Source organism: Phreatobacter sp. GW821-FHT04C01 (genome assembly GCF_059420385.1).
The window spans coordinates 285,668-312,034 of the sequence record NZ_JBWKTP010000007.1; the positions used below are offsets into that span (position 1 = coordinate 285,668).

A 26,367-nucleotide genomic window follows, 5' to 3' on the forward strand; every position below is an offset into this window, starting at 1 on the left:
GGCCGGGGATGACGTCGTGTGTTCTCCGGCCGCCGTCCTGCAGTTTGGCGCAGCGCCCGCCTCCCTCAATGCCCCCCACCCAAATAGGCCGCCCGCACCCTCGCGTTCTGCAGCATCTCGCGCCCCGTGCCCGACAGCACGATCCGCCCTGTCTCCAGCACATAGGCATGGTCGGCTACGGCAAGAGCCAGATTGGCCATTTGCTCGACCAGCAGGATGGTCATGCCGGTGGCGCGCAGGCGGCGGATGGTGGCGAAGATCTCCTTGATGATCAGCGGCGCGAGGCCGAGCGAGGGTTCGTCCATCAGGAGCAATTTCGGTTCGCCCATCAGCGCGCGGGCAATGGCCAGCATTTGCTGCTCGCCGCCTGATAGCGTCACGGCCGGCTGGTCGCGCCGTTCGGCGAGCCTTGGGAACATGTCGAACTGGGCGTCGATGGCACGGTTCAGTTCGGCGGCGGACAGTTTGCGCGAATAGGCGCCGAGCTCGAGATTGTCGCGCACGCTCTGGTCCGGAAAGACCTGGCGCCCCTCGGGTGACATGGCGATGCCGGCTTTCACCCGCTTATGGGCGGCAAGCTGGGTGATGTCCTCGCCGCGGAAGCGGATCTGGCCGGATTTCGGCAAGGCGAGCCCGGCAATGGCCTTCAGCAGCGTGCTCTTGCCCGCGCCATTGGCGCCGACAATGGCGACGACCTGACCTTCGCCGACCTCGATCGTCGCGTCCGAGACCGCCTGGATCGGCCCGTAGAACAGCGAGACGGCGTCAAGTGTCAGCATGGCGCTCATCGGTTGTTCGCCCCGTCGCCCGCCAGCCCGAAGGCCGGCGCGCCGGCCGGCTCGCAGGTCTCCTCGGTTTCGTCGACGCCGAGATAGGCGGCGATGACGCGCGGGTCGCGCTGCACGGCGGCGGGCGGCCCCTCGGCGATCTTCTCGCCATAGTCGAGCACGATGACATGGTCCGAAATGGCCATGACCAGGTCCATGTGATGCTCGACCAGCAGGATGGTGATGCCCTGATCGCGGATGCGCATGAGCAGGCGGCCGAGCTCCTCGGTCTCCTGCGGGTTGAGGCCGGCGGCCGGTTCGTCGAGCAGCAGCACCTCGGGTTCGGTGGCCAGCGCCCGGGCCAGCTCGACACGCCGCTGCAGGCCATAGGCGAGGCTGCCCGCCGGCAGGTCGGCGACGCCGGTCAGGTCCAGGAAGGCCAGGATGCGCCGGGTCCTTTCGCGTGCCCGGCTTTCCTCGCGCAGCGACGACGGCAGGCCGAACAGCGAGGCGAGGAAGCCGTTGCGCATGCGGCCGTGCTGCCCGATCAGCACATTGTCCGTGACCGTCAGCTCGCGGAACAGGCGCAGGTTCTGGAAGGTGCGGGCGACGCCGCGCCGGCAGATGGCGTGGGTCGATTGCCGGCCGATATCGTCGCCGCGGAATTCGATCCGGCCCTGATCGGCGCGGATGATGCCCGAGACCATGTTGATGAAGGTGCTCTTGCCCGCGCCGTTCGGTCCGATCAGGGCGTGGATATGACCAGGCGTCAGCACGGCGCTGACGTCGCGTGCCGGCTTCACGCCGCCATAGGATTTCGACAGGCCCGAAGCGACCAGCAGCGGCGTATCGGGCCGGCCGCCCTGCGTCGCGCGCACCGGCAAGGCGGTGCCGGCGGCATCGGCCGGGGCCAGCGCGGCAGCGCCCGCGGGCTGCTTGCCGAACAGCCGCCGCGACAGGCCGGAAAACACGCCGGCCAGGCCCTGCGGCATGACATAGAGCGCGAACAGCAGCAGCGCGCCATTGGCGAAATGCTCGATCCACGACCAGCGCGCCAGGAAGGCGGAGAGCAAGGTCAGGGTCAGCGCGCCGAGCAGCGGCCCGACCAGCGAGCCGGCGCCGCCGAACAGCACGGTCAGCAGGATGAAGATCGACAGGTTGAAGGTGATGAAGTCGGAATTGATATACTGGTTCTGCTGCGCCACCAGCGCGCCGGCGAGGCCGCAAGTGGTGGCCGCGATGACGAAGGCGAGCACCTTGGTGCGCAATACGGGCACGCCCATGGCGCTGGCGGCGACCTCGTCGGCCTGGATCGACAGCAGCGCCCGGCCGAGCCGGCCGATCAGCACGTTGCGCAGCAGCAGATGCACGACGAGGCTGAGGCCAATGGCGAACCACACCCATTGCGCCATGGTGAAGGGCTCGCCGGCGAGCGTCAGCGGCTTGATCGCATAGATGCCCATGGCGCCGCCGAACAGGTCGGAGGCTTCCGTCACCAGTTTCTCGACCACGACGCCGAAGGCGAGCGTCACCATGGCGAGGCTCGGGCCACGCACGCGCAGCGACGGGGCGGCGATCAGCACGCCGAAAAAGGCCGAGACGACGGTGGCGAGCGCCAGCGCCGCCCAGGGGTTCATATCGAAGCTGGTGGTCAGCATGGCGGCCGCATAGGCGCCGGCGGCGAACAGGCCGGCCTGGCCGAGCGATTTCTGGCCGGCGAAGCCGAGCAGCACATTCATGCCGGTGGCGCAGAGGAAGTAGACGCAGACCGAAAACAGGATGCGCAGGTAGAAGTCGTTGGCGGTGAGGAACACCAGGAGGCTGGCGGCGAGCGCGATGGCCGAGGCGACGAGGACGTGGCGCATCCGGTCAGACCTTGTCCAGCGAGCGCGAGCCGAACAGGCCGTTCGGGAAAATCGCCAGCACCAGGATGATCAGCAGGAAGATGACGATCTCGCGCCATTGCGCCTGCCACAGCGCGACGCCGGCTTCCAGCAGGCCGAGCATGAAGCCGCCGAAGATGCAGCCGCGGGGATTGTCGAGGCCGCCGAGGATCGCGCCGGAAAAGGCCTTCAGCGCGATGCCGAGGCCGAGAAACAGCGAGGCCGACGAGATCGGCGCGACCAGCAGGCCGCCGACACCGGCGAGCAGGCTCGACAGCGCGAAGGCGCCGAGCATGATGGCGGTGACGTTGATGCCCATGAGAGCCGCGACCGAAGGACTATGGGCCACCGCCCGCATGGCTTTGCCGAGGCGGGTGCGGCGCATCAGGATGTCGAGCCCGACCATCAGCACGATGGCGACCACCAGCACCAGGATCTCCTGGGGCCTGACGCCGACACCGCCGAAACGCATGACGTCGTCGCCGAAGGGCGAGGGCACGCTGACCGGGGCGGGGCCCCATATGGCCAGCCCGAAGCTCTGCAGGATCGTGCCGAAGCCGATCGTGCTCATGATCCAGGACATGCCGGGCTTGCCGGCAAAGGGCTGCACCGCGGTGATGAACAGGAGGATGCCGAGCACGCCCATGACCGCGCCGACGGCGATGGCCGCGACCGGGAAATTGATGCCGGCGGAAGCGCCCGGCGGCAGGCCGTGGCCGGCGAGGCTGCCGGAGCTCAGCACGTAGAGCACGGTGACGCCCAGGAAGGCGCCGACCCCGATGAATTCGCCCTGGGCGAAGTTCAGCGTCTTGGTGGTGGTGAAGGTGATGCTGAAGCCGAGCGCGATCAGCGCATAGATGCCGCCGATGGCGAGGCCGCTGACCAGGGCCTGGAGGAAGGTCGCGAGCACCAGAGATCCTTGGTCGGAAAGGCGCCCGACGGCGCCGGAAAACCGGAGGCGGCCTGCCGCCCGGAAGCGCGGCAGGCCGGAGAGGCGTGGCTCAGCCCTTGAAGTCGTCCTGCTTCAGGCTGTCGATGATCGGGTCGCGATAGGCGGCGAGCTTCGCCCCGCGCCAGCAGGTCCAGCGCTGGTCGGCAGCTCCCAGCGCATCGTGATCGGTCGTGGTGAACGGCCGCGTATAGGTCTTGGCGTAGCCCTCGATGGTGCCCTTGAGGTCTTCCAGCGCGGCGCGCACCTTCGGCCCCTCGGTGCCGCCGGCCTGCTGGATCGCCTTGGCGAGCAGCAAGGCGCAGTCATAGCCGTGCACGGCGAAGGAGAAGGCCGAGTCGGCATCGAGCTTCGGGCGGATCCGATCGAACAGCGCCTGCTGGCGGGCCGAACGGTCTTCCGAGACGGTGCGCAGGAAGATCGGCTTTTCGGCGAGCGCCGGGCCGGAGGCATTGATGAAGCTCAGATTGTCGGCGGCCCAGCTGGTGAGGGTCACCGGGAAATAGCCGATCTTGTCCATGCTGCGCATCAGCTGGCCGATCGGCGTGCCCTGCGCCCAGACCAGCGCGGTGTCGACGCCGGCCGCCTTCAGCTTGGCGAGCTGCGAGGTCATGTCGGTATCGGCGACGTTGAACTTCTCGTTCGCCACCACATTCATGCCCTGGGCCTGCGCCACCTCCTGCAGGTCCTTCAGGCCGCCCTGGCCGTAGCCGGTGGTCTCGGTCAGGAAGCCGATACGTTTGGCGTTGGGGCTCTTCTTGGCGTAGCCCATCAGCGCGACGACCTGGGTCCGGTCGACGCTGCCGACGCGGAACATGTAATTGTCGGCGCCGGCGCTCATCGGCTTGGTGATGTCGGTCGCCGAACCGATGCAGCCCATGACCGGGATGCGCTTCTGGTTCGGGATATGCCGCCAGGCCAGCGCATTGCCGGAATTGGTCGGTCCGAACACCGCCACGACCTTCTCGTTGTCGATCAGATCGCTCATGTTCTGGATCGATTTCGGCGGTTGCGACAGGTCGTCCCGGATGGTCAGCGCGAAATTGCGGCCGAGCACGCCCCCCTGCTTCTGGATGTCTTCCATCGCCGCCTGGATGCCGACCACGGCGGCACGGCCCGACTGCGCCGAGGGCGAGGCCGAGAGATCGCCGTTGAAGCCGATCTTGATGTCGTCGGCGGCGAACGCGGCGCGTCCCGAGAGCGACAAGGCGGGGGCGGCGATCAACGCCGCCAATGCGCCGCGGCCAATATCGCGGCGGCTCGGGTTCCGGGAATGGGTCATGCTTCCTCCTGCCGCGTTTCCGGCTTGTTTCGCTCCGCGCGCGTCGCTTGGAGCCAGTCGGTTCGGACAGGAAAATCGGCAGGCCGGCGACCGCCCGCGCGGTCGTTCCGGATCTTCTCTCCCTGGTCCGGCCGCCGGCTTCTTGTCGTGACGATGGGTCGGATCCGACTTTGTTAGCAATGGGCGAAACGCTACGCAACCGACAAATCGGTCCTGTGAAAGATTCGTCTCTTGCGAATGCGCTCGCTCTATGAATAATTTCGTGGCCATGGGCAGCCGGCGAAACCGGACGGTCGCGGCCACGCGGGCTCCGCCATCAAAAACATCGACCAGGGAGGGCCGCGCACATGCTGTTGGCAGGGCGCATCGCAATCGTCACCGGTGCCGGCCAGGGCAATGGCGCGGCCATCGCCAAGGGCCTGGCGAAGGAGGGCGCGGTCGTCGTCGCCACCGATATTTCCGCCGAAACCGCCGAGCGGACCGCGGGCGAAATCCGCCAGGCCGGCGGCAAGGCGGAAGGACATGGGCTTGACGTCGCCGATGCCGCGGCTGGGCGGGCGCTGGCCGCCGCGATCGGCGCGCGCCTCGGGCCGGTGTCGATTGTGGTGAACAATGCCGGCATCTGCCCGCGCCACGGGCTCGACAGCCCGGATCTGCAGCGGCTCTGGGACCAGGCGATGGATATCAACCTGCGCGGCACGCTCAACGTGTCGCTGGCCTTTCTCGATCAGCTCAAGGCGACCAAGGGCACGATCGTCAACATCGCCTCGATCGCCTCCTTCGTCTCGACCGCCACCTCGGTGAGCTATCCGGTCTCCAAGGCGGGCGTGAAGGCCCTGACCCAGAGCATGGCGCATGAGCTGGCGCGCGACGGGGTGCGCGTCAACGCCGTCGCGCCGGGCACCATCGCCACCGCCATGACCGAGGCCACGCGCCTCAATCCCGAACGCTCCGAGCGCTTCCTCGCCCGCATCCCGATGGGCCGCTACGGCGAGCCCGAGGAACTGGTCGGCCCGGTGGTGTTTCTCGCTTCCGCCATGTCGAGTTACGTCACCGGCACGACGCTGGTCGTCGACGGCGGCTATCTGGCACTCTGAGGGCCTGGTCATGATCGTGCGCATGGGACTGCTGACCCGCCGCTCCGACCTTTCGGAAGACCAGTTTCGCCGGCACTGGCGGGAGGTCCACGGGCCGCTCGCCGCACACCTGCCGGGCCTGAGGGCCTATCAGCAGAACCACATTGTCGACCGCCGCCAGCTCGCCATCGACCATGCGCGTGGCGCCTGGGCGATCGACGGCATCTCCGAGCTCTGGTTCGACGATGCCGACACCATGCGCCGGGCCATCGCGTCCGACGCCTATCGGCCGATTGTTGAGGATTCCACCCATTTCCTCAGCCATACCAGGGTCATTGTCGGCCGGCAGCAGGTGGTGGTGCCGGTCGCCGAAGACGCCGGGCCGCTGATCAAGCGCATGTCGATCCTGCGTCGTCTCGACGGCATGAGCCCGGAACGGTTCGCCGACGAATGGGGCAGGGTGCACGCGCCGCTGGTCCGCGCCTTTCCCGGCCTTGCCGGTTATCGGCAGACGCTGGTCACCGACCGCGAGGCGGTGCCGGGGGCGAACGCCCCTTACGAGGCGGTGCCGGCCGACGGCATCGTCGAGATGTGGTTCCGCAATGAGGCCGACCTGACCGCGGCCTTCCGCTCGCCCGCCGCCGAACGATCGCAGCGCCATGCGCTGAGCTTCATTGCCGAGATCACCGCCTTCCTGGTCGAGGTGCACAGTGTCGTCTGAGCGCGGGACGGGTGAGACGCCGCTGCTGCTCCGGCCGATGACGTTGCGCGGCCGGACGCTGGCCAACCGCATCGTCATTTCACCCATGTGCCAGCATGCCGCCGACAATGGCGAAGCCTCCGACTGGCATCTCGTTCATCTCGGCAAGTTCGCGCTGGGCGGTGCCGGCCTGATCCTGACTGAAAGCACGGCGGTGGCGGCCGAGGCGCGCATCGGCATTCGCGACCTCGGCCTTTGGTCCGACGCCCAGGTCGCACCGCTGAAACGCGTGGTCGACTTCGTCCATGCCCAGGGCGGCCTGATCGGCGTGCAACTGGCCCATGCCGGCCGCAAGGCCGGCAGCCACGCCTTGTGGGACGGCGGCGCCGCCTTCACCGACGACGAACTCGCGGTCGCACCCGGCGGGCTCAGGCGCTTTGGACCGAGCGGGCTCGCCGCCGGGCCGGAATGGAGCGCGCCGATCGAAATGGACGAGGCCGACATAGCGGGCGCCATCGGCCAGTTTGCCGCCGCGGCCAAGCGCGCCGCGGCCGCCGGCTTCGACGCGATCGAACTGCATTTCGGCCATGGCTATCTGGTCGCGAGCTTCCTCTCCCCGGTCTCCAACCGGCGCGGCGACGGTTACGGCGGCGACCGCGCAGGGCGCATGCGCCTCGGCCTCGAGATCGCCGGGCGGGTCCGCGCGGAATGGCCCGCCGACCGGCCGCTGTTCTGCCGGATCTCGGCGGTCGACGGCGCCGAGGGCGGCTGGGACATCGACGATTCCATCGTCTTCGCCGGCGAACTGAAGCGCCGGGGCGTCGATGTCATCGACGTTTCCTCCGGCGGCCTGACCGAGGAGACGCGGCGCATCGCCGTGCCACGCGGCCTCGGCTTCCAGGTTGGTTTCGCCGACCGGATCCGCCGCGAGGCCGGGGTCGTCACCCAGGCCGTCGGCATGATCGTCGACGCCCCCCAGGCCGAGGCGCTGCTTCAGGCCGGCGCGGCCGATCTCGTCGCCATTGGCCGCGAGGCCTTGAACGACCCCTATTGGCCGCGCCGGGCGCGCGAACAGCTGGGGCTGAGACCCGACTATGCGGATTGGCCGGTGCGCCATGGCGCCTGGCTCGACAAGCGCGAGCAGCACATGGGCGCGGTGCTCGACGAGCGGCGCACGGCGCTGCGCCAACGACATGAGACCTGAAGTGATGGCCGGAACCATGCCTGTGAAGACGATCGACTGCGACGTGCTGGTGGTGGGGTCGGGGGCCGGCGGGCTGGCGGCGGCGGTGGCCGCCGCGGCGCGCGGCCTGAAGGTGGTGGTCACCGAAAAGGCGAGCCATGTCGGCGGCACCACGGCGCTCTCCGGGGGCTTCATGTGGGTGCCGAACAATCCGGTGTCGCGCCGCGACGGCATCGAGGACACGGTGGAGGCGGCGCGTACATATTTGCGCCACGAGGCCGGCAACCATTTCAACGCCGAATGCGTCGATGCCTTTCTCGCCAGCGGCCCCGAGGCCATCGACTTCTTCGAGACCAGGACCAAGGTGCAGTTCGAACCGGCCTCGGCCTTTTCCGACTACCACCCGACCGAACCCGGCGGCTTGCCCGGCGGCCGCTCGATCAAGGCGCGCGATTTCCGCGGCCAGGAGCTGGGCCAGGAGCTGAAGCGCCTGCGGCCGCCGCTGCCGGAACTGACTTTCGTAGGCCTGATGATCGGTTCCGGGCCGGAGTTGAAGCATTTTTTCAACGTGACGCGATCCGTCCGTTCGGCCGCCTATGTCGCGGGCCGGCTGACCTCCCATGCGCGCGACCTCGCGCTCAACGGCCGCGGCATGCTGTTGACCAATGGCAATGCGCTGGCGGCGCGGCTGTTCGCGAGCGCTCTCGATCTCGGCGTCGAGGTTTGGACCGACGCGCCGGTGACCCGGCTGGAACACGAAGGCAGCGCCGTCGTCGGTGCCCTGGTGCGCAAGCCCGAAGGGGAGATCCTGGTCAGGACCCGCCGGGGCGTGGTGCTGGCCGCCGGCGGCTTCCCGCAGGACATGGAGCGCCGCCGCCGCATGTTCCCGCATGACCGGGCCAATGACGGCCATTATTCGCCGGCGCCGTCGAGCAATACCGGCGACGGCCTCAGGCTCGGCGAAGCGGCCGGCGCGGTGGTCGAGCAGGGCTATCCCAATGCCGCCGCCTGGGTGCCGGTATCGCGCGTGCCTCGGCGCGACGGCACCTGGGGTGTGTTTCCCCACTTCATCGACCGCGCCAAGCCGGGCCTGATCGCCGTGCTGCCCAATGGCCGGCGTTTCGTCAACGAGGCCAATTCCTACCATGACTTCTGCCAGGCGCTGTTCGCGGCCGGTGAGAAGGACCAGCCCGCGCGTGCCTTCCTGGTCGTCGACCGGCCGTTCCTGAAGCGTTACGGCCTCGGTTTCGTCAAGCCGTTCCCGGTGCCGGTCGGGCCGCAGCTCCGCTCCGGCTACCTGAAGACCGGCCGGACGCTGGCCGAGCTCGCCAAGGCGGCCGGCATCGATCCGGTCAACCTGGAAGCGACGGTGGCGGCCTGGAACCGGGACATGGGCTTGGGCGAAGACCGCGCCTTCGGCAAGGGGTCGACCGCCTATAACCGCTTCAACGGCGATATCGACGTCAAGCCCAACCCCTGTCTCGCGCCGATCGTCGAGTCGCCGTTCTACGCGGTCGAGGTGGTGGTCGGCGATCTCGGCACCTTTGCCGGCCTGCGCGCCGACGGCCATGCCCGGGTGCTCGACGACCATGGCCAGCCGATCCCGGGCCTCTATGCCAGCGGCAACGACATGGCGAGCATCATGGGCGGCAATTACCCGGGCGGCGGCATCACGCTCGGGCCGGCGCTGACCTTCGGTTACATCGCCGCCAGACATCTCGCCGGCCGGGCCGGCGAGGCGGGCAGCACGGGCGCGGCGGCCTGATCGGGCCGCCGGACCGTCAGTGGGCGGTCCAGCCGCCGTCGACCGGCATGATCGCGCCGGTGATCGAGCCGGCCTCGGCCGAGCACAGGAAGGTGGCGAGCGCCGCCAGTTCCGAGACCTCGACGAAACGCTTGGTCGATTGCGCGGCGAGCAGCACGTCGCGCACCACGGCCTCCTCGGAAATGCCGCGCGCGGCGGCCTGTTCCGGGATCTGCTTCTCGACCAGCGGCGTCATGACATAGCCGGGGCAAATGGCATTGGCGGTGATGCCGTGCTCGGCGACCTCGAGTGCCACGGTCTTGGTCAGGCCGGCAATGCCGTGCTTGGCGGCGACATAGGCCGATTTGAAGGGCGAAGCGACCAGGGCATGGGCCGAGGCGACATTGATGATCCGGCCCCAGCCCTTCGCCTTCATCCCCGGCACCACCAGCCGTGTCGTATGGAAGGCGCTCGACAGGTTGATGGCGATGATGGCGTTCCACTTGTCGATCGGGAAATCCTCGATCGGCGCGACATGCTGGATGCCGGCATTGTTGACGAGAATGTCGACGCCGCCGAATTCGCGGGTCGCGAGCGCGACCATGTCGGCGATGTCTTCGGCCTTCGACATGTCGGCGCCGCTATAGACGACCCCGACATTGTTGTCCGTCGCGAGGCTCGTGCGCTCGGCCTCGATCGCCGCGGCGTCGCCGAAACCGTTGATGACGATATTGGCGCCGGCCTTGGCGAGCGCCTTGGCGATCCCCAGCCCGATCCCGCTGGTCGAGCCGGTCACGATCGCGGTCTTTCCCGAAAGCATCGCAGAAACTCCAAAGCCGGTGCCTGAGCCGTCACATCGGCGATCTTTGTGTCGGGCGATCGCTACAGCTTTGTGACGCAGTGCAACATCTTTCCTCGCTTTGCGTCATTCGCCTGTCAGAACCGGTCGGCATCGTGCGTCTGATTGCGTGAAGGAGACGGCCATGGACGCGAAAAACCCCGATGCGATGCCGCCGGTGACCAAGACCCCGGCCGCCGACCGGCCGCGCGGCGGCGCCCGGCCGGCAGCGCGCAGCCTGCGCCCGGAGCGCTGCGACCGGGTCGCGCTGGTGCTGCAGGGCGGCGGCGCGCTCGGCGCCTACCAGGCCGGCGTCTACCAGGCGCTGCACGAGGCCGGCATCGAGCCGGACTGGGTGTCAGGCGTGTCGATCGGCGCGATCAATGCGGCGATCATCGCCGGCAATTCGCCGGCCCGCCGGCTCGACCGTCTCAGGCAGTTCTGGGAGACCATCACGGAACGCAAGATCTGGGCGTTTACGCCCGACGGCGACGTGTTCCGCCAGGCGCGCAACAGCATGAGCTCGATGATCACCATGGCCTATGGCCAGCCGGGCTTCTTCGCGCCGCGCCAGCAGAGCCCGTGGATGAGCTTTTCCGGCTCGCAGGGCGCGACCAGCTATTACGACAGCGCGCCCTTGAAGGAGACGCTGAAGGAACTGGTCGACTTCTCGCTGATCAACGATCAGGCCATGCGCTTCTCGGTTGGCGCGGTGAACGTGCTGAGCGGCAATTTCATCTACTTCGACAATGCCCATGAGGCGATCGAGCCCGAGCACATCATGGCCAGCGGCGCCCTGCCGCCGGCCCTGCCCATGGTGAAGATCGGCACCGACCATTTCTGGGACGGCGGCATCGTCTCCAATACGCCGCTGCAGCACCTGCTCGACCAGGAGGACGGCCTGAACTCGCTGGTCTTCCAGGTCGACCTGTTCAGCTCGCGCGGCGCGCTGCCGCGTGACATCCAGGACGTGCTGGCCCGCCACAAGGACATCATGTACTCGTCGCGCACGCGCTATACGACCGACCTGTTCCGGCGCATGCACAAGCTGAAGACGCATTTGCTGCAGGCGCTCGACAAGGTGCCGGCGGCCGATCTCAGCGCCGAGGAGCGCAAGCTGAAAGCCGAGCTCGGCGATCTCCCCGAGATCACCATCCTTCAGCTGATCTATCAGCAGAAGGCCTATGAGGGCCACGCCAAGGATTACGAGTTCTCCGGCACCTCGATGCGCGAGCACTGGCAGAGCGGCTACGAGGACACCCGCCGCACGCTGAAGCGCCAGGAATGGCTGAGCCTGCCGACCGAAGGCGCCGGCATCGTGGTGCACGACGTGCATCGCGAGCAGGAGGGGTGAGGGGGAGATCGAGGAGGCTGCCGGGGTCGCATACATGCGGGGCGTGAACGTGGCAGCGCCGAAGCAGGCGGCCGGTTGCCAAGATTCTCTACGTCACTCCCGGCGAGCCAGAGCAGAAGCCCTTGCTTCTGCGGAGGCGAGGGAAGGGGGTGACGTCCGACGCTCCTGTCGCGCAGTGTGAATCCAAACCCTGCCGAGAGGCTCTTCGAAGCACCACCTTGCCATCGTGCTACGCACCACCTCCCACCGCTCACCGCCGGCGCGAGATCCAGCGGAACAGGGCGTAGACCGCCGCCGAGGACAGCGCCATCAGGCCCAGCGCCCAGAGCGAGCCGTGATTGGTCTCGGCGAGCGGCAGGTCCTTGGTGTTCATGCCGAAAATACCGGAGATCAGGGTCGGCGGCAGGAACAGGGCGCCGAGAATGGTCAGCGTGTCGAGATTGCGGTTGGTCTCGGCCACCAGCTTGGTGCTGACCTCGTCCTGCAGCAGCCGCGCGCGCTCGCGCATCGCCACCACCTCGTGGTCGAGGCCGTCGAGGCGTTGCACCAGCTGGGCATGCTGCAGGTGCAGCGCCTGGGGCAGGGCGGCCACCCCGTCGCGGTCGAGCCGGTGAAACAGGCTGCGCAGGCCGAGCAACTGGCGGTGCAGCCGGACCGCGGTGCGCCGGAGCCGCCCGAGCTCGGCGCGTTCGTCGCTGCTCCGCCGCGTCAGCACGCGATCCTCGATGGCGTCGAGCTGGCTGCCGATATCGTCGACCAGCGTATCGATGGCATCGGCGACGTGATCGATGACCGTGTCGAGCAGAGCCGCGACATTCTTCAGGCGATGGCCCTGGCGCAGTTTCTGGCGGGCGAGTTCGGTGGCGTGCAGCGTCTCGTGCCGCGCGGTGATCATCCGCCGCTCGCTCATGGCGAACCGCAAATGACCGATCTGGTGGGTGACCTGGTTCAGGTCGCGCACGAGGTCGGCGATCACGCCGTAGATGCAGCCCTCGACGGCGTGCAATTGCTGGTGCCGGTCGGTGCCGCGCATCAGCGCCAGTGCCGGTTCCGGCAGGCCCGAGGCGGTGTCGAGCCAATGGGCGGCGCGCTGGTCGCCGAGATTGAAATGGAGCCAGAGCCAGCCATCGTGGCGGTCCTCCGGCGGGGCGTCGACGGGAAGTTCCTCCGCCGTGCCGTCGGCATGGATGCGAAAGGCCCAGACGAGGCCCGGGATGATCGTCCCGGGCCCGTCGGCCTGCCCCCGCGTCGGCGCCTGGGGCGTCGACGCGGAGGTTTCGATTGCGGCGGTCACGGTCAGAACACCTGACGGAAGAACACGTAGAGGCTGGCCGACAGCATGATCGCCACCGGCAAGGTCAGCACCCAGGCCATCAGCAGGTTGCGCACCGTCGCCATCTGCAAGCCCGAGCCGTTCGCCGCCATGGTGCCGGCGACGCCCGATGACAGCACATGGGTGGTCGACACCGGCAGGCCGTAAATGTCGGCGGCGGCGATCGTGCCGGCGGCCACCAGCTCGGCCGAGGCACCCTGGGCATAGGTCAGGTGGGTCTTGCCGATCTTTTCACCGACGGTGACCACGATGCGCTTCCAGCCGACCATGGTGCCGAGACCGAGCGCCACCGCGACCGCGATCTTGACCCAGAGCGGGATGAACTTGGTCGCGTTGTCGAGCGACTTCTTATAGGCGTTGACCGCGGTCACTTCCGCCGCCGAGAGGTCGTTGGCCTTATCCTTCATCAGGAAACGCAGGGCTTCGGAGGCGAGATACATGTCGTTGCGGGTATTGCCGACCGCGTCCGCCGGCACCTTGGCCAGCGAACCGTAGCGGGCCACCTGGCCCGAGATGTCGGAGATCAGTGCCGACAAGGCCGGGTAGGTCGCTTCGGTGATCTTGCGCTGCGACACGTAGATGGTCACGGCCTGGCGCGGATCGGCGACGATCATCGAGGGCGGCGACTTGCTCTCGACCACCGCCTTGGCGGCCTGCGAGTTCTGCTGGAACGAGGCGATCTCGGAATCCGGCATGGCGCGGTTGAGCGCATAGGCCATCGGCACGGTGCCGATCAGGATCAGCATGATCAGGCCCATGCCCTTCTGGCCGTCATTCGAGCCGTGGGCGAAGCTGACGCCGGTGCAGGTGGCGATCAGGATGGAGCGGATCCACAGGGGCGGCGGCTGGTTGCCCTTCGGCTCGTCATAGAGGGCGGGGTTGCGCACCAGCACCTTCAGCGAGATCAGCACCAGCGCCGCGGCGCAGAAGCCGAACAGCGGCGAGAGCAGCAGCGACCAGCCGATTTCGGTGGCCTTGGTCCAGTCGACGCCGGCGGTGCCGTCGCCGCCCGACATCAGCGAATTGGCGATGCCGACGCCGATGATCGAGCCGATCAGGGTGTGCGAGCTGGACGCCGGCAGGCCGAGATACCAGGTGCCGAGGTTCCAGATGATCGCGGCGATCAAAAGCGCGAAGACCATGGCGAAACCGGCGCCCGAACCGACCTGCAGGATCAGTTCGACCGGCAGCAGCGAGATGATGCCGAAGGCCACCGCGCCGCTCGACACCAGCACGCCGAGAAAGTTGAAGAAGCCGGACCAGACCACCGCGACATTGGCCGGCAGCGAGTGGGTATAGATGACGGTCGCCACCGCATTGGCGGTGTCGTGGAAGCCGTTGACGAATTCGAAGCCGAGCGCGATCAGCAGCGCCACGAACAGCAGGAGATAGGGCAGGAAGGTGGTGATCCGGGCGCCGGAGGCGTCGACGTCGACATAGAGGCTATAGGCGACGTAGAGCAAGCCGGCCGCCAGGATGCCGAAGAACATGATGGCGGTGAGCGGATTGGACGCGTGGTCCAGTTTGGGGCCCTTGGTCAGGGCCGGCTCCAGCGAGCCGTGTAGTGTTGCATCAGTCATCGTTGCCACTCCTCAACAATTTCGGCGTGACACTCCCTCCGGCCTGTGACGCCTGGATGACCGATTTGTTGAGAATTTATTGGATTGTGCCTGCGCGCCGTTGCGGAAGCGGCGGCTGTCGCTCCGTCACATGGCTGGCATCGAGCCTCGTTTAGATCCGCGCGTTCGAGCGTCGGCGGTGGACTGGGACGTCCGTCCGCCGCCGCGCTTCGTCCCGGCACGGATTGCAGCATGTCGCGCCTGTTGAACGCTTTCTGCTCGGCCGGACGGGCGATCGCTGCCGGTGCCGCGGGATTGGCCTGGGCCTTGTCGGCCGGTCAGGTTCTGGCGCAAGGCGCGGTGCTGCATGCCCCGGAGCCGTCGAGCGTCGAATATGGCTTTCTCAACAATTCGGACATGGACAAGGCCGGCACGCTCTCGGTCGAGCTGGACTCGGTCGGCATTTTCGGCCGGCGCGGCCGCAACTTCGCCTCCGCCGATACCCAGCTGAGCCTGGCCTATGCGCTCACCGACCATGTCCAGGTGACCATCGGCCCGCAATTCACCCTGGCCGCCATGCATGTCGTGCCGGGCCTGCCTGATGGCGCGCGCGCCGTCATCGGCGGGGTCGGCGGCGATCTGCGCCTGCGCCTCGTCGACCGGCGCACCAATCCGTTCGGTCTCACCTTGCAGCTCACGCCGCAATTGCGTTTCGCCGACGAGGCGGTGCGCGGCGGCATCGCCTATGGCCTGGCGGTGAACCTGGCGATCGACCGCGAGCTCATCGCCAACAGCCTGTTCGGCACGCTGAACCTGACCTACGAGCTCAACCAGGCCCATGTCGACGGCATTCCCGGCTGGGATCGCGGCACCCGCCTCGGTTTTGGCCTCGGGCTGGCGACCCGGGTGACCAATACGCTGCATGTCGGCGCCGAGTTTCGCTATCTCCGCCGCCATGACGGCTTCGGCATCGGCCGCTTCCAGGGCCAGGCGCTCTATCTCGGCCCCACCGTCTATGCCGAGTTCGGCCGCAACTGGTGGGCGTCGCTCAGCTGGCAGGCGCAGATATCCGGTCACGAGGCCGGCAACCCGCGCGACATGGACCTGATCGGCTTCGAGCGCCACCAGGTCCGGCTGCGGTTGGGGTATGAGTTCTAGGGTGTGACCGCTCAAGGCGGAAAAATCCCGCACGGAGGTTAGTCGCCCTTCGCGGCGGCCGTCGCTATTGCCGTGCGCTTCAACTCGAAATCCGCCGCTCGATGATTTTGATCGGCAAATTTAAGTGCAGAGAATTCGTGGATGCCCGGGCCAAGCCCGGCAGGACGATGCGTTGGCGTCAGAAGCTTCCCGAACGGGCGCGGGTCCGTTCGATCCCCACACGCCTCGCTCCAAGAATAATCTCGTCTTGGCCGGGGTTGTCCCGGCCATCCACGACTTGAGTTCATTTTCTCCTGGTGACGGTCCCTCCTGCGATCCGACCCGTCATACCGGCAGGCACAGCACCGTGCCGGCCGGGCCGATCCAGAGCGACAGCGTGCCATAGCCGGCGATCAGCAGGCCGACGGCGACGCGCGTCGGGCGCGAGCGGGCCATCGGGCGCAGCGCGGTCAGCGCGAAGGCGCTGCCGACCACCGCGGGCAAGGTGCCGAGACCGAAGCCGAACATCAGGGCGGCGCCGCCGGCACCGGATCCGGTCAGCAGCGCGGTGAACAGCGCGCCATAGACCATGGCGCAGGGCATGAAGCCCCAGAGGATGCCGGTCGCCAGGGCTGCTGAGCCCGGCGGTCCACGGCCGGCCAGCGGCAGCGCCGCGATGCGGCGGCCGATCGGCGCGGCCAGGCGGTCCAGCATGGAGAGCGAGGGCAGCAGCCCGGCGGTGGAAAGGCCGATCCAGCCGAGCGCCAGAGCCGCGGCCCAGCGCAGCACGCGAAAGGCCGCGGCCTGGTCGAACAGCCCGGCCAGTCCGGAGCCGAACGCGCCGAGAAGGCCGCCGGCCGTCGCATAAGCGATGATCCGCCCGCCCTGGGTCAGGAGCAGCGTGCGGGCGCGGTCCGTGGCGCGATCCTCCGGCGCCAGCGTGAACACCAGCGCCGACGCGATGCCGCCGCACATGCCCGCGCAATGCAGGCTCGCGGCGAGCCCCATCAGGAGACCGGCATAGACAGGCAGTTGCCACGACATGGCGTCCGGTGCCTCAGACCGCCCGCGAATGCCGGCCGGCCTTGGCCAGATGCGCGTCGAAGGCGGAGGCGACCAGGCGCAAATAGGGCCGGCCGGCCTCGGGCACGCCGATCCGCCGGCCGTCCCAGGACACCAGCCCTTGCTCGGTCAAGGGCGCGAGCCGCCGGATATCCGCGTCGAACAGCCGGGGATCGACGCGAAAGCGATCGGCGACCTCGCCGAGATCCGCACTCATGCCGCACATCAGATCGCCGATCACCGCGGCGCGCAACCGGTCTTCCGCCGACAGGCGCAGGCCGCGCGTGGTCGCCGGCATGCCCTGCGCGATGGCGCGGCCGTAGCCGGCAAGGTCGGTGGCGTTCTGCACGAAGCCTTGTGGCAATTGCCCGATGGCGGAGGCGCCGAGGCCGATCAGGGCGTCGGCGCTGTCGGTCGCATAGCCCTGGAAATTCCGCCTCAGGTCCTTGGCCCGCGCCGCGCGCGCCATGCCGTCGCCGGGCAAGGCGAAATGGTCGAGGCCGACAGCTTCGTAGCCCAGCGCCAGGAGCCGGCTCCGGGCGCTCGCCTCCTGGCCGAGCCGCGTCGCCGGGGCGGGCAGGGCCGCCTCGTCGATCAGCCGCTGATGGGTCTTGAACCAGGGCACATGGGCATAACCGAACAGGGCGATGCGATCGGGCGCGAGCGCCGCGGCGAGATCGATCGTCCGCGCGACATCGTCGATCGATTGCTCCGGCAGGCCGTACATCAGGTCGAAGCTGATCGCCGCGATACCGGCCGCGCGCAAGGCGTCGACGGCCGCGGCCACCACGGCATAGGGCTGCACGCGTCCGATCGCGGCTTGGACATGCGGGTTGAAGTCCTGGACGCCGAGGCTCGCGCGGGTGACGCCGAGCCGGCCGAGATCGGCGGCGAGCGCTTTCGACACATGGCGCGGATCGAGCTCGATGGCGTGGTCGAGCCCGGAGGCGAGATCGAACCTGAGCGCCAGCCGCTCGACGACGGCGGACAGGCCCTCGGCGCCGAACATGCCCGGCGTGCCGCCGCCCCAATGCAGGTGCCGGACCTTGCGGGCGACCATCGCCGAGGCGACGAGGTCGATCTCGCCGATCATCTGGCTGCGATAGCGCAGGACCGGCTCGGCGCGCCGCACCACCTTGGTGTGGCAGCCGCAATAGCTGCACATGGCCGCGCAGAACGGCACATGCAGATAGAGCGACAGGCTGGTGCAGGGCGAGAGCTGCGCGAGCCACTGGCGGTAGACCAGGGCATCGATGCCGGCATGGAAATGCGGAGCCGTCGGATAGGACGTGTAGCGCGGCACCGGGCGGCCGGCGAGCTCGATCAGCGAAGGCGTCTCTGGTGCCATGGATATTGAGCCTGATGTCGGGGCAGGCGGGAGCCGGCCGACCGGCCGGACCGCCTCGACGTCAGGGGACGCGCGCCGGCGGCCCGCCGCCTTGATCGAGATCAAACCCGGCCGCCGCGGAGCGCGGCAACCACCGGCTTGTTGATCTGCGTCAATGTCGCGGCCCCCCGACGCGAGGATGGTCCGGCCGACGCAAGAGGGCCGGCGCGGCCCGCCTGCGCTTCGGATTCTCGGGGAGAGGCGACCCATGGTGCAGGCGACACCGACACCACAGAAAACCATGTCGGGGGCGGAGATCTTTGCCATTCTGGCCTATGCCGCGACGGCGCTGCTGTGCCTTGTCGTCGCCGCCAAGGCGGTCGACGGCGGCTATGCCTTTCACGCCTGGCTCGGCGTGCTGGCCTGTTTCGCCTCGGTGGTCGCGCTCGGCAATCGCTATCTGGCGCGGCCGGCCGCCGTGGCTCAGGAGATCGACGGCCGGCCGAACTATAATTTCGGCCCGGTGAAATTCGCGACCGCCGCGTCCGTGTTCTGGGGCATTGCCGGTTTCAGCGTCGGCCTGCTCATCGCCTCGCAGTTGGCGTGGCCCTGGCTCAACCTGGATCTGCCCTGGACCAATTTCGGCCGGATGCGGCCGCTGCATACCTCGGCGGTCATCTTCGCCTTCGGCGGCAACGTGCTGATCGCGACGTCGTTCTACGTGGTGCAGAAGACCTGCCGGGCGCGGCTCGCCGGCGATCTCGCCCCCTGGTTCGTCGTGCTCGGCTACAACTTCTTCATCGTCATCGCCGGCACCGGCTATTTGCTCGGCATCACCCAGGGCAAGGAATATGCGGAACCGGAATGGTATGCCGACCTGTTCCTGACGGTCGTCTGGGTCACCTATCTCATGGTGTTCCTGGCCACCCTCTGGAAGCGCCGGGAACCGCATATCTTCGTGGCGAACTGGTTCTATCTCGCCTTCATCGTGACCATCGCCGTGCTGCATCTCGGCAACAATGCCAGCGTGCCGGTGTCGCTCTATTCGCCCAAGAGCTACATCGTCTGGTCCGGCGTCCAGGATGCCATGTTCCAGTGGTGGTACGGCCATAACGCGGTGGGCTTCTTCCTCACCGCCGGCTTCCTGGCCATCATGTATTACTTCATCCCGAAGCGGGCCGAGCGACCGATCTATTCCTACCGGCTGTCGATCGTCCATTTCTGGGCGCTGATCTTCCTCTATATCTGGGCCGGCCCCCACCACCTGCACTACACCGCCTTGCCGGACTGGGCGCAGACGCTGGGCATGACCTTCTCGATCATGCTGTGGATGCCGTCCTGGGGCGGCATGATCAACGGCCTGATGACGCTGTCGGGCGCCTGGGACAAGCTGCGCACCGACCCGGTCCTGCGCCTGATGGTGGTGTCGCTGGCCTTCTACGGCATGTCGACCTTCGAGGGGCCGATGATGTCGATCAAGGCGGTCAATTCGCTGTCGCATTACACCGACTGGACCATCGGCCACGTCCATTCCGGCGCGCTCGGCTGGGTCGCCTATGTCTCCTTCGGCGCGATCTATTGCCTGGTTCCCTGGCTGTGGAACCGCCGCCAGCTCTATTCGCTGCGCCTGGTCGACTGGCACTTCTGGATCTCGACCATCGGCATCGTGCTCTACATCTCCTCCATGTGGGTCGCCGGCATCATGCAGGGCCTGATGTGGCGGGCCTACACCGCCCTCGGCTTCCTCGAATATTCCTTCATCGAGACCGTCGACGCGATGCATCCCTATTACGTGATCCGGGCCATGGGTGGGGCGCTGTTCCTCATCGGCGCGCTGATCATGACCTTCAACCTGATCATGACCGTTCGCCAAAGCGAGGCCGAAGAGGCCGAGCCGATGGGCGTCCTGGCCCCGGCGGCGTGAGGCGACGCACGATGTCTCTCTGGAACAAGCATGCGATCTTCGAGAAAAACTCGATCATCCTGACGGTCGGCATCCTCGTCGTGGTCGCCATTGGCGGCCTGGTCGAGATCGCGCCGCTCTTCTATCTGCGCAGCACCATCGAGCGGGTGGAGGGCGTGCGTCCCTATACGCCGCTGGAGCTGGCCGGCCGCGACATCTACGTCCGTGAGGGCTGCTACAACTGCCATAGCCAGATGATCCGGCCGCTGCGCGACGAGGTCGAACGCTACGGTCCCTATTCGCTGGCGGCCGAAAGCATGTTCGACAAGCCGTTCCAATGGGGCTCGAAACGCACCGGTCCGGATCTGGCGCGGGTCGGCGGCAAATATTCCGATGAATGGCATGTCACCCATCTGCGCGAGCCGCGCTCCATCGTGCCGCAATCGATCATGCCCGGTTACGCCTTCTTGGCGACGACCGACCTGGACCTGCGGGCGGCCGAGGGACATCTGGCGGCCAACCGGGCGGGCGGCGTGCCCTATACCGCCGAACAGATCGCCAAGGCGCTGGAGGACCTGCGCACCCAGGTCAATCCCGACAGCCCCAACCTGCAGGCGTTCCAAGCCCGCTATCCGCGTGCGGCGGTGCGCAATTTCGGCGGCGGAACCAGCGGCGTGGTGAGCGAGATGGATGCACTCGTCGCCTATCTCCAGGTGCTCGGCACCATGGTGGATTTCAAGAGTTACGACGCCAGCGCCAACATGCGCTGAGCCGCGGGGATCGATGATGAGCACCTATTCGTTCCTGGCGATCTTCGCCCAGACCGCCGGCCTGCTGTATTTCGTCGGGATGTTCCTCGGCGTGGTCCTCTACGCGTTCTGGCCCCGCAACAAGACCCGCTTCGACGCGGCCGCCCACATCCCGCTGCGCGAGGACTGATCATGACCGACACGAAACATGGCGATTTCGATCCCGTCAGCGGCCGCACCACCACCGGCCACGAATGGGACGGGATCAAGGAACTGAACTCGCCGCTGCCGCGCTGGTGGCTCTACCTGTTCTACGCCTGCATCGTCTGGTCTTTCGGCTATTGGGTCGTCTATCCCGCCTGGCCGCTGATCTCAGGTCATACCCAGGGCCTGTTCGGTTATGCCTCGCGCCAGGACGTCGTGGTCGAGCTGGATGCGCTGCGCAAGCTGCGCGCCGAGCGCGGCGCGGCGCTGGCGACGACGCCGGTCGGCGAAATCACCCGCGACCCGGCGCTTCTGGCTTTCGCCCTGGCGCAGGGCAAGGCCGCCTTCGGCGACAATTGCGCGGCCTGCCACGGCCTGTCCGCGACCGGCTCGCGCGGGTACCCCAATTTGCGCGACGATGGCTGGCTGTGGGGCGGCGGCCTGTCCGACATTCATCAGACCATCAGTTTCGGCATCCGCAACGGCGACGACCGGGCACGCCAGGGCGCCATGCCGGCTTTCGGCGGCGCCAACGGCATGCTGAAGCCGGCCGAGATCGTCATGCTGGCGAATGTGGTGCGCTCGTTCTCGGGGCTGTCGACGCGTCCGGGCGTCGATCTCGCCAAGGGGAAGGAACTGTTCGCCGCCAATTGCGCCGCCTGCCACGGCGACGATGCGCGGGGCAATCGCGAGCTCGGCGCCCCCAATCTCGCAAGCCCGCTCTGGCTCTACGGTTCGGACGAGAAGACCTTGATCGAGACCATCAGCGCCGGGCGCGGCGGCGTCATGCCGGGCTGGGCCGGGCGGCTGGACGAAAGCACCATCAAGGCGCTGACGGTCTATGTGCATTCCTTCGGCGGGGGACAATAACAAGCCTGAAGGACACTCCGCCAAGGGCGCGCGCCGGCCCTCCGGCGCGCGCCCCTTTTTCGGTATCCGCGATGCCCGCGGCTTGATGCATATCAAGGTGCGCGGACCGGCAATGGCCGATGGTGGCGATGTGGCGCCGCTCCCGGCCCATGTCACCCGGATTCCCCTCGCGGGACGCGCTCATGCCCTCTGTCCAGCCTGCTTCCCCTGTTCCCGCGGCCGATGACGAGGAGCTCTACGAGGCGCGCCGCGAAATCTACCAGCAGAGCGTCACGGGCCGGCTGCGCACCACCAAATGGGTGATCCTGTTCGTTTGCCTGGGCCTCTATTATTTCCTGCCCTTCTTGCGCTGGTATCGCGGGCCGAACCTGCCGAACCAGGCGATCCTGGTCGATCTCGCCAATAACCGCTTCTATTTCTTCTTCATCGAGATCTGGCCGCAGGAAATCTACTATTTCACCGGGCTCCTGGTGCTGGCGGCCCTGGCCCTGTTCCTGATGAACGCCATCGCCGGCCGGCTCTGGTGCGGCTATCTCTGCCCGCAGACGGTCTGGACCGACCTGTTCATGACCGTCGAGCGCTGGATCGAGGGCGACCGGCGCGAGCGCATGATCGCCGATGCGCAGCCGATGACGGCCGCGCGCCTTGCCCGCAAGGCGCTGAAACACCTGCTGTGGCTGGTCATCGCTTGGTGGACCGGCGGCGCCTGGGTGCTCTATTTCGCCGATGCGCCGACCCTGGTGCGCGAGCTCGCGACCTTCCAGGCGCCGATGATGGCCTATATCTGGATCGCCATCCTGACCGCCACGACTTATGTGCTGGCCGGCCTGCTGCGCGAGCAGGTCTGTCTCTACATGTGCCCCTGGCCGCGGATCCAGGCGGCGCTGACCGACGAATATGCCTTGAATGTCACCTATCGCTACGATCGTGGCGAGCCGCGCATGTCGCTCAAGGCGGCGGCCAAGGCTGCGGCCGCGGCCGATCCGGCGGGCGACTGCATCGACTGCCGCCAATGCGTGGTGGTCTGTCCGACCGGCGTCGACATCCGCCAGGGCTCGCAAATGGGCTGCATCCAGTGCGGCCTGTGCATCGACGCCTGCAATTCGGTGATGACCAAGGTGCATCGCCCGCAAGGGCTGATCGCCTATGACAACGACGTCAATATCGAGAGGCGCGCCGCCGGCCTCGACGAGGTCTATCCGGTCATCCGTCCGCGCACGGTGCTTTACGCCGCGCTCATGGCGCTCGTCGGGCTGGTCATGCTCTACGGCCTCGGCAACCGCTCCTTCACCGACCTCTCGGTGCTGCACGACCGCAATCCGCTGTTCGTCAGGCTCTCCGACGGGGCGGTGCGCAACGCTTATACCGTGCGCGTCCTCAACAAGCGTGCGCAGGCGCGTCTGTTCGTCCTGGCGGTCGACGACCTGCCGCTGGCGACCCGGGTGACGGCGATCGGCAGCTTGCCGACGGAAGGGTCATGGCCGCTGCTGGAAGTCGGTCCGGACACGACCCGTGAATATGTCGTGCACGTCACCACGCCGCCGGGCGCCGCCCTGGCGCAGTCGACGGCGATCACCTTGCGTATCACCGAACTCGGCACCGGCGAAGTCGCCGTCGCGCGCGATCACTTCATCAGCCCGTGACCGGGCCCGGGAGGCAAGCCATGGATATCACGCGCCCCATCGACGCCGCGAAACCGGCGGGCCGGCCGCTGACCGGCCGCACCGTGCTGGCCATCATGCTCGGCTTCTTCGGCGTGATCGTCCTGGTCAATGCCGTCATGGCGACGCTGGCCGTCGGCACCATGCCCGGCACGGTCACCGACAACGGCTATCGCGCCAGCCAGCGCTTCAACGCCGAGCTGGAAGCGGCGCGCATCCGCGCGGCGCAAGGCTGGGTGATCGAGGCCCATGTCGAGCGCGCGGCCGGCGGCGCGGCGGCGCTCGACCTCGCGCTGAGAACGGCCGACGGCCGGCCGGTCGAGGGCCTGGAGCTCTCGGCGCTCCTGGTGCGGCCGACCGAGCCGGCGGCCGACCGGATCTTCGCCCTGCGGGCGGCGGGCGAGGGGCGTTATGCCGGCTTCGCCGAGGCGGTCGCCACCGGCGCCTTCGACCTCGTCATCATTGGACGGCGCGACGGCGCGCTGCTCCATCGCTCACGCAACCGGATCCAGCTGCCATGACCACGTCCGGAACCACGGCGCTCGCCAGCCCGGCCATAGGCGGCCTGACCGCCGCGCTGCCGCCGCCGGCGCGCGACGAAGCCGACCTGTCGCTGTTCGTCCAGCCCCTGGACGGCGGCCTCGCCCGGCTCGACCTCGCGGTCGACGGCATCACCTGCGCCGCCTGCATGCCGGTGATCGAAGCCGGCTTGCTCCGTGAGCCCGGCGTGGTGGCGGCCCGGGTCAACCTGACCAACCGGCGCCTGACGGTCGAGTGGCGCGAGGATCTCGTCCGGCCCGGGCGCATCATCGAAGCCCTGGGACGCCTCGGCTATCGGGCCTATCCCTTCGACCCGAAACGCCTCGACAGCCAGGACGCCAGGGAGACCGGAGCGTTGCTGCGCTGCCTCGGCGTCGCCGGCTTCGCCATGATGAACATCATGCTGCTGTCGGTCTCGGTCTGGTCCGGCAATGCCAGCGACATCACGCCGGAACAGCGCGACTTCTTCCACTGGCTGTCGGCCCTGATCGCAGTGCCGGCGGTTGCCTATGCCGGCCAGCCCTTCTTCCGGTCGGCGCTGGCGGCCCTGCGCGCCGGCCGGCTCAACATGGACGTGCCGATCTCGCTCGGCGTGCTGCTCGCGGTGGCCATGTCGCTGGTCGAGACCGCGCGCCATGCCCATCATGCCTATTTCGACAGTGCCGTGATGCTGCTGTTCTTCCTGCTCATCGGCCGCTATCTCGATGCCCTGATGCGCCGCAAGACCCATGCGGTCGCGGCCAATATCGCCGCGTTGAAGGCCGAGACGGCGATCAAATTCGTCTCGGAGACGCGGCTCCAGGAGGTGCCGATCGGCGCCGTCATGGCCGGCGACCTGGTGCTGGTGCGGCCGGGCGAGCGCATATCCGTCGACGGCATCGTGGTCGACGGCCGGTCGGATATCGACCAGAGCCTGGTCACCGGCGAAACCATGCCGCTGGCGGTCGGGCCGGGCGCGCAGGTCTATGCCGGCACGCTGAACAGCAGCGGCGCCTTGCGCATCCGCGTGGCGGCGGCGGCCAGCGGCACGCTGCTGGACGAGGTGACCCGCCTCGTCGACGGCGCCATGCAGTTGCGCTCGGCCTATCTCAGGCTCGCCGATCGCGCCGCCAGGCTCTATTCGCCGGTGGTTCACGTGGCCGCGCTCGCCACCTTCGCGGGCTGGCTGGCGCTCGGCTCCGCCTGGCAGCCGGCGCTGATCACCGCCATTACCGTGCTGATCATCACCTGTCCCTGCGCCCTGGGGCTGGCCATCCCGGCGGTGCAGATCGTGGCGTCGGGCGTGCTGTTTCGCGCTAATATCCTGCTGCAGGCCGGCGACGCGCTGGAACGGCTCGCCGAGGTCGACACCGTCGTCTTCGACAAGACCGGCACCTTGACCTTGCCCGAACCGGCCCTCGCCGAGGCCGGGGGCGTCGCCCCCGATCTTCTGCTCCTGGCCGGCCGGCTGGCGCTCGGATCGCATCATCCGCTGGCCAAGGCGCTGGCCAAGGCCTCGTCGGCCGGCACGCCGCTCGATGGTATCGTCGAGACCGCCGGGCAGGGCGTTTCGGCCATCGTCGACGGGATCGAGGCCCGGCTCGGCAGCCCGGTGTTCTGCGACGCCGAGGGGCAGGCGGCCGAGCTCCTGGCACGCCATCCCGACGCTTCGGTCATCGCGCTGTCCCATGGTGCGCGCCGGCAGGTCTTCGCGATCCGCCAGGCCCTGCGTCCCGATGCGGCCGCGGTGGTGGCCGCGCTGCAGGCGGCGGGCTTCCGTGTCGAGATCCTGTCGGGGGACCGGCCCGAGGCCGTCCGCGGCATTGCCGGCCAACTCGGCATCTGGCGCCATGCCGGCGGTCTCGATCCGGCGGCGAAGATCGCCCGCCTCGATCAGTTGAAAGCGTCGGGCGCCAGGGTGCTGATGGTCGGCGACGGCCTGAACGACGCACCGGCGCTGGCCGCGGCCCATGTCTCGCTGTCGCCGATCACCGCCGTCCACCTGACCCAGGCGGCCGCCGACGCGGTTTTCCTGGGCGATCGGCTCGCCCCTGTCGGCGCGGCGCTGACGGTTGCCCGCCGGGCCCGGCGCCTGATGACGCAGAACCTCTGGCTCGCCGTGGTCTACAACGCGGTTGCCGTGCCGATCGCGATTGCCGGGCTGGTCACGCCGCTGATCGCCGCGCTCGCCATGTCGGGATCGTCGGTCATCGTCACCGCCAATGCGCTGCGCGCCCGGCCGGCGCGTTCCTAGAGGAGACCCGCGC

22 protein-coding genes are annotated in these 26,367 nt (G+C 68.1%); 13 read left to right on the forward strand and 9 right to left on the reverse strand.

Annotation, left to right across the window (positions count from 1 at the left end):
- Nucleotides 1–65: 65 nt before the first annotated feature.
- From AC07WJ_RS25380 to AC07WJ_RS25395, 4 genes are all read right to left on the reverse strand, one after another.
- The gene (locus AC07WJ_RS25380; protein WP_494937455.1) at nucleotides 66–779 is read right to left on the reverse strand and encodes an ABC transporter ATP-binding protein; all 714 of its coding nucleotides are present in this window, start codon (nucleotides 777–779) and stop codon (nucleotides 66–68) included.
- A gap of 5 nt (nucleotides 780–784) precedes the next feature.
- On the reverse strand, nucleotides 785–2,632 hold the full coding sequence (locus tag AC07WJ_RS25385) for a branched-chain amino acid ABC transporter ATP-binding protein/permease (RefSeq protein ID WP_494937456.1): 1,848 nt from the start codon (nucleotides 2,630–2,632) through the stop codon (nucleotides 785–787).
- A gap of 4 nt (nucleotides 2,633–2,636) precedes the next feature.
- Nucleotides 2,637–3,560 carry a branched-chain amino acid ABC transporter permease gene (locus AC07WJ_RS25390; RefSeq protein WP_494937457.1) on the reverse strand — a complete coding sequence of 308 codons (924 nt, stop codon included), beginning with the start codon at nucleotides 3,558–3,560 and terminating at the stop codon, nucleotides 2,637–2,639.
- Nucleotides 3,561–3,651: 91 nt separating this feature from the next.
- Nucleotides 3,652–4,881 (reverse strand): ABC transporter substrate-binding protein, encoded by a 1,230-nt coding sequence (locus AC07WJ_RS25395; RefSeq protein ID WP_494937458.1) that lies wholly within the window; start codon nucleotides 4,879–4,881, stop codon nucleotides 3,652–3,654.
- 347 nt (nucleotides 4,882–5,228) lie between these two features.
- On the opposite strand from AC07WJ_RS25395, the gene AC07WJ_RS25400 reads away from it, so the two are divergent.
- From AC07WJ_RS25400 to AC07WJ_RS25415, 4 genes are read left to right on the forward strand one after another with little or no spacing between them, the layout of a single operon-like run.
- A complete protein-coding gene (locus AC07WJ_RS25400; protein WP_494937459.1) occupies nucleotides 5,229–5,978 on the forward strand; it encodes an SDR family NAD(P)-dependent oxidoreductase in 750 nt (249 codons plus the stop codon).
- 22 nt (nucleotides 5,979–6,000) lie between these two features.
- Nucleotides 6,001–6,678 carry an EthD domain-containing protein gene (locus AC07WJ_RS25405; RefSeq protein ID WP_494937460.1) on the forward strand — a complete coding sequence of 226 codons (678 nt, stop codon included), beginning with the start codon at nucleotides 6,001–6,003 and terminating at the stop codon, nucleotides 6,676–6,678.
- Nucleotides 6,668–7,861, forward strand: a complete 1,194-nt coding sequence (locus AC07WJ_RS25410) for an NADH:flavin oxidoreductase/NADH oxidase (protein ID WP_494937461.1) — start codon at nucleotides 6,668–6,670, stop codon at nucleotides 7,859–7,861. The genes AC07WJ_RS25405 and AC07WJ_RS25410 overlap by 11 nt, the downstream gene beginning before the upstream one ends.
- 16 nt (nucleotides 7,862–7,877) lie before the next feature.
- Nucleotides 7,878–9,605 (forward strand): FAD-dependent oxidoreductase, encoded by a 1,728-nt coding sequence (locus tag AC07WJ_RS25415; RefSeq protein ID WP_494937462.1) that lies wholly within the window; start codon nucleotides 7,878–7,880, stop codon nucleotides 9,603–9,605.
- Between the two features lie 16 nt (nucleotides 9,606–9,621).
- Here AC07WJ_RS25415 and AC07WJ_RS25420 read toward each other — a convergent pair whose 3' ends face one another.
- Nucleotides 9,622–10,404, reverse strand: coding sequence for a 3-hydroxybutyrate dehydrogenase (locus AC07WJ_RS25420; RefSeq protein WP_494937463.1), 783 nt, complete (start codon nucleotides 10,402–10,404; stop codon nucleotides 9,622–9,624).
- A gap of 187 nt (nucleotides 10,405–10,591) precedes the next feature.
- Between AC07WJ_RS25420 and AC07WJ_RS25425 the strand changes: the two genes are divergently transcribed.
- Nucleotides 10,592–11,776 (forward strand): patatin-like phospholipase family protein, encoded by a 1,185-nt coding sequence (locus AC07WJ_RS25425; protein WP_494937547.1) that lies wholly within the window; start codon nucleotides 10,592–10,594, stop codon nucleotides 11,774–11,776.
- A gap of 250 nt (nucleotides 11,777–12,026) precedes the next feature.
- Here the strand turns inward: AC07WJ_RS25425 and AC07WJ_RS25430 are convergent, their stop codons facing one another.
- A complete protein-coding gene (locus AC07WJ_RS25430) occupies nucleotides 12,027–13,070 on the reverse strand; it encodes a transporter (RefSeq protein WP_494937464.1) in 1,044 nt (347 codons plus the stop codon).
- Between the two features lie 2 nt (nucleotides 13,071–13,072).
- Nucleotides 13,073–14,689: an inorganic phosphate transporter gene (locus tag AC07WJ_RS25435; RefSeq protein WP_494937465.1), complete on the reverse strand. Its 1,617-nt coding sequence runs from the start codon at nucleotides 14,687–14,689 to the stop codon at nucleotides 13,073–13,075.
- 231 nt (nucleotides 14,690–14,920) lie between these two features.
- Between AC07WJ_RS25435 and AC07WJ_RS25440 the strand changes: the two genes are divergently transcribed.
- Nucleotides 14,921–15,826 (forward strand): DUF6662 family protein, encoded by a 906-nt coding sequence (locus AC07WJ_RS25440; RefSeq protein WP_494937466.1) that lies wholly within the window; start codon nucleotides 14,921–14,923, stop codon nucleotides 15,824–15,826.
- Nucleotides 15,827–16,150: 324 nt separating this feature from the next.
- Here the strand turns inward: AC07WJ_RS25440 and AC07WJ_RS25445 are convergent, their stop codons facing one another.
- The gene (locus AC07WJ_RS25445) at nucleotides 16,151–16,849 is read right to left on the reverse strand and encodes a sulfite exporter TauE/SafE family protein (protein ID WP_494937467.1); all 699 of its coding nucleotides are present in this window, start codon (nucleotides 16,847–16,849) and stop codon (nucleotides 16,151–16,153) included.
- A gap of 13 nt (nucleotides 16,850–16,862) precedes the next feature.
- Nucleotides 16,863–18,215 carry an oxygen-independent coproporphyrinogen III oxidase gene (hemN, locus tag AC07WJ_RS25450; protein WP_494937468.1) on the reverse strand — a complete coding sequence of 451 codons (1,353 nt, stop codon included), beginning with the start codon at nucleotides 18,213–18,215 and terminating at the stop codon, nucleotides 16,863–16,865.
- Nucleotides 18,216–18,495: 280 nt separating this feature from the next.
- On the opposite strand from hemN, the gene ccoN reads away from it, so the two are divergent.
- The 7 genes from ccoN to AC07WJ_RS25485 all read left to right on the forward strand — a co-directional run bounded on the left by ccoN (nucleotide 18,496) and on the right by AC07WJ_RS25485 (nucleotide 26,354).
- Nucleotides 18,496–20,118 (forward strand): cytochrome-c oxidase, cbb3-type subunit I, encoded by a 1,623-nt coding sequence (gene ccoN, locus AC07WJ_RS25455; protein ID WP_494937548.1) that lies wholly within the window; start codon nucleotides 18,496–18,498, stop codon nucleotides 20,116–20,118.
- 11 nt (nucleotides 20,119–20,129) lie between these two features.
- Entirely contained in the window at nucleotides 20,130–20,867 is a 738-nt protein-coding gene (ccoO, locus tag AC07WJ_RS25460; protein ID WP_494937469.1) for a cytochrome-c oxidase, cbb3-type subunit II, read from the forward strand.
- Between the two features lie 16 nt (nucleotides 20,868–20,883).
- Nucleotides 20,884–21,036 carry a cbb3-type cytochrome c oxidase subunit 3 gene (locus tag AC07WJ_RS25465; protein ID WP_494937470.1) on the forward strand — a complete coding sequence of 51 codons (153 nt, stop codon included), beginning with the start codon at nucleotides 20,884–20,886 and terminating at the stop codon, nucleotides 21,034–21,036.
- A gap of 2 nt (nucleotides 21,037–21,038) precedes the next feature.
- Nucleotides 21,039–21,920: a cytochrome-c oxidase, cbb3-type subunit III gene (ccoP, locus tag AC07WJ_RS25470; protein WP_494937471.1), complete on the forward strand. Its 882-nt coding sequence runs from the start codon at nucleotides 21,039–21,041 to the stop codon at nucleotides 21,918–21,920.
- A 182-nt stretch (nucleotides 21,921–22,102) separates the two neighbouring features.
- Nucleotides 22,103–23,563 (forward strand): cytochrome c oxidase accessory protein CcoG, encoded by a 1,461-nt coding sequence (gene ccoG / locus AC07WJ_RS25475; protein WP_494937472.1) that lies wholly within the window; start codon nucleotides 22,103–22,105, stop codon nucleotides 23,561–23,563.
- Nucleotides 23,564–23,583: 20 nt separating this feature from the next.
- Nucleotides 23,584–24,102, forward strand: coding sequence for a FixH family protein (locus tag AC07WJ_RS25480; RefSeq protein ID WP_494937473.1), 519 nt, complete (start codon nucleotides 23,584–23,586; stop codon nucleotides 24,100–24,102).
- Nucleotides 24,099–26,354, forward strand: coding sequence for a heavy metal translocating P-type ATPase (locus AC07WJ_RS25485; RefSeq protein WP_494937474.1), 2,256 nt, complete (start codon nucleotides 24,099–24,101; stop codon nucleotides 26,352–26,354). The genes AC07WJ_RS25480 and AC07WJ_RS25485 overlap by 4 nt, the downstream gene beginning before the upstream one ends.
- The last annotated feature ends 13 nt before the right edge of the window (nucleotides 26,355–26,367 follow it).

Excerpts from the sequence above, each read along its gene's own strand:
- AC07WJ_RS25415 (WP_494937462.1), top strand. The coding sequence starts at position 7,878 with ATGCCTGTGAAGACGATCGACTGCGACGTGCTGGTGGTGGGGTCGGGG.
- ccoO (WP_494937469.1), top strand. The coding sequence starts at position 20,130 with ATGTCTCTCTGGAACAAGCATGCGATCTTCGAGAAAAACTCGATCATC.
- ccoG (WP_494937472.1), top strand. The coding sequence starts at position 22,103 with ATGCCCTCTGTCCAGCCTGCTTCCCCTGTTCCCGCGGCCGATGACGAG.
- AC07WJ_RS25385 (WP_494937456.1), bottom strand. The coding sequence starts at position 2,632 with ATGCGCCACGTCCTCGTCGCCTCGGCCATCGCGCTCGCCGCCAGCCTC.
- AC07WJ_RS25405 (WP_494937460.1), top strand. The coding sequence starts at position 6,001 with ATGGGACTGCTGACCCGCCGCTCCGACCTTTCGGAAGACCAGTTTCGC.
- AC07WJ_RS25480 (WP_494937473.1), top strand. The coding sequence starts at position 23,584 with ATGGATATCACGCGCCCCATCGACGCCGCGAAACCGGCGGGCCGGCCG.
- AC07WJ_RS25400 (WP_494937459.1), top strand. The coding sequence starts at position 5,229 with ATGCTGTTGGCAGGGCGCATCGCAATCGTCACCGGTGCCGGCCAGGGC.
- AC07WJ_RS25440 (WP_494937466.1), top strand. The coding sequence starts at position 14,921 with ATGTCGCGCCTGTTGAACGCTTTCTGCTCGGCCGGACGGGCGATCGCT.
- AC07WJ_RS25420 (WP_494937463.1), bottom strand. The coding sequence starts at position 10,404 with ATGCTTTCGGGAAAGACCGCGATCGTGACCGGCTCGACCAGCGGGATC.
- ccoP (WP_494937471.1), top strand. The coding sequence starts at position 21,039 with ATGACCGACACGAAACATGGCGATTTCGATCCCGTCAGCGGCCGCACC.
- AC07WJ_RS25425 (WP_494937547.1), top strand. The coding sequence starts at position 10,592 with ATGCCGCCGGTGACCAAGACCCCGGCCGCCGACCGGCCGCGCGGCGGC.
- hemN (WP_494937468.1), bottom strand. The coding sequence starts at position 18,215 with ATGGCACCAGAGACGCCTTCGCTGATCGAGCTCGCCGGCCGCCCGGTG.
- AC07WJ_RS25465 (WP_494937470.1), top strand. The coding sequence starts at position 20,884 with ATGAGCACCTATTCGTTCCTGGCGATCTTCGCCCAGACCGCCGGCCTG.
- AC07WJ_RS25445 (WP_494937467.1), bottom strand. The coding sequence starts at position 16,849 with ATGTCGTGGCAACTGCCTGTCTATGCCGGTCTCCTGATGGGGCTCGCC.
- AC07WJ_RS25380 (WP_494937455.1), bottom strand. The coding sequence starts at position 779 with ATGCTGACACTTGACGCCGTCTCGCTGTTCTACGGGCCGATCCAGGCG.
- AC07WJ_RS25395 (WP_494937458.1), bottom strand. The coding sequence starts at position 4,881 with ATGACCCATTCCCGGAACCCGAGCCGCCGCGATATTGGCCGCGGCGCA.
- ccoN (WP_494937548.1), top strand. The coding sequence starts at position 18,496 with ATGTCGGGGGCGGAGATCTTTGCCATTCTGGCCTATGCCGCGACGGCG.
- AC07WJ_RS25435 (WP_494937465.1), bottom strand. The coding sequence starts at position 14,689 with ATGACTGATGCAACACTACACGGCTCGCTGGAGCCGGCCCTGACCAAG.
- AC07WJ_RS25485 (WP_494937474.1), top strand. The coding sequence starts at position 24,099 with ATGACCACGTCCGGAACCACGGCGCTCGCCAGCCCGGCCATAGGCGGC.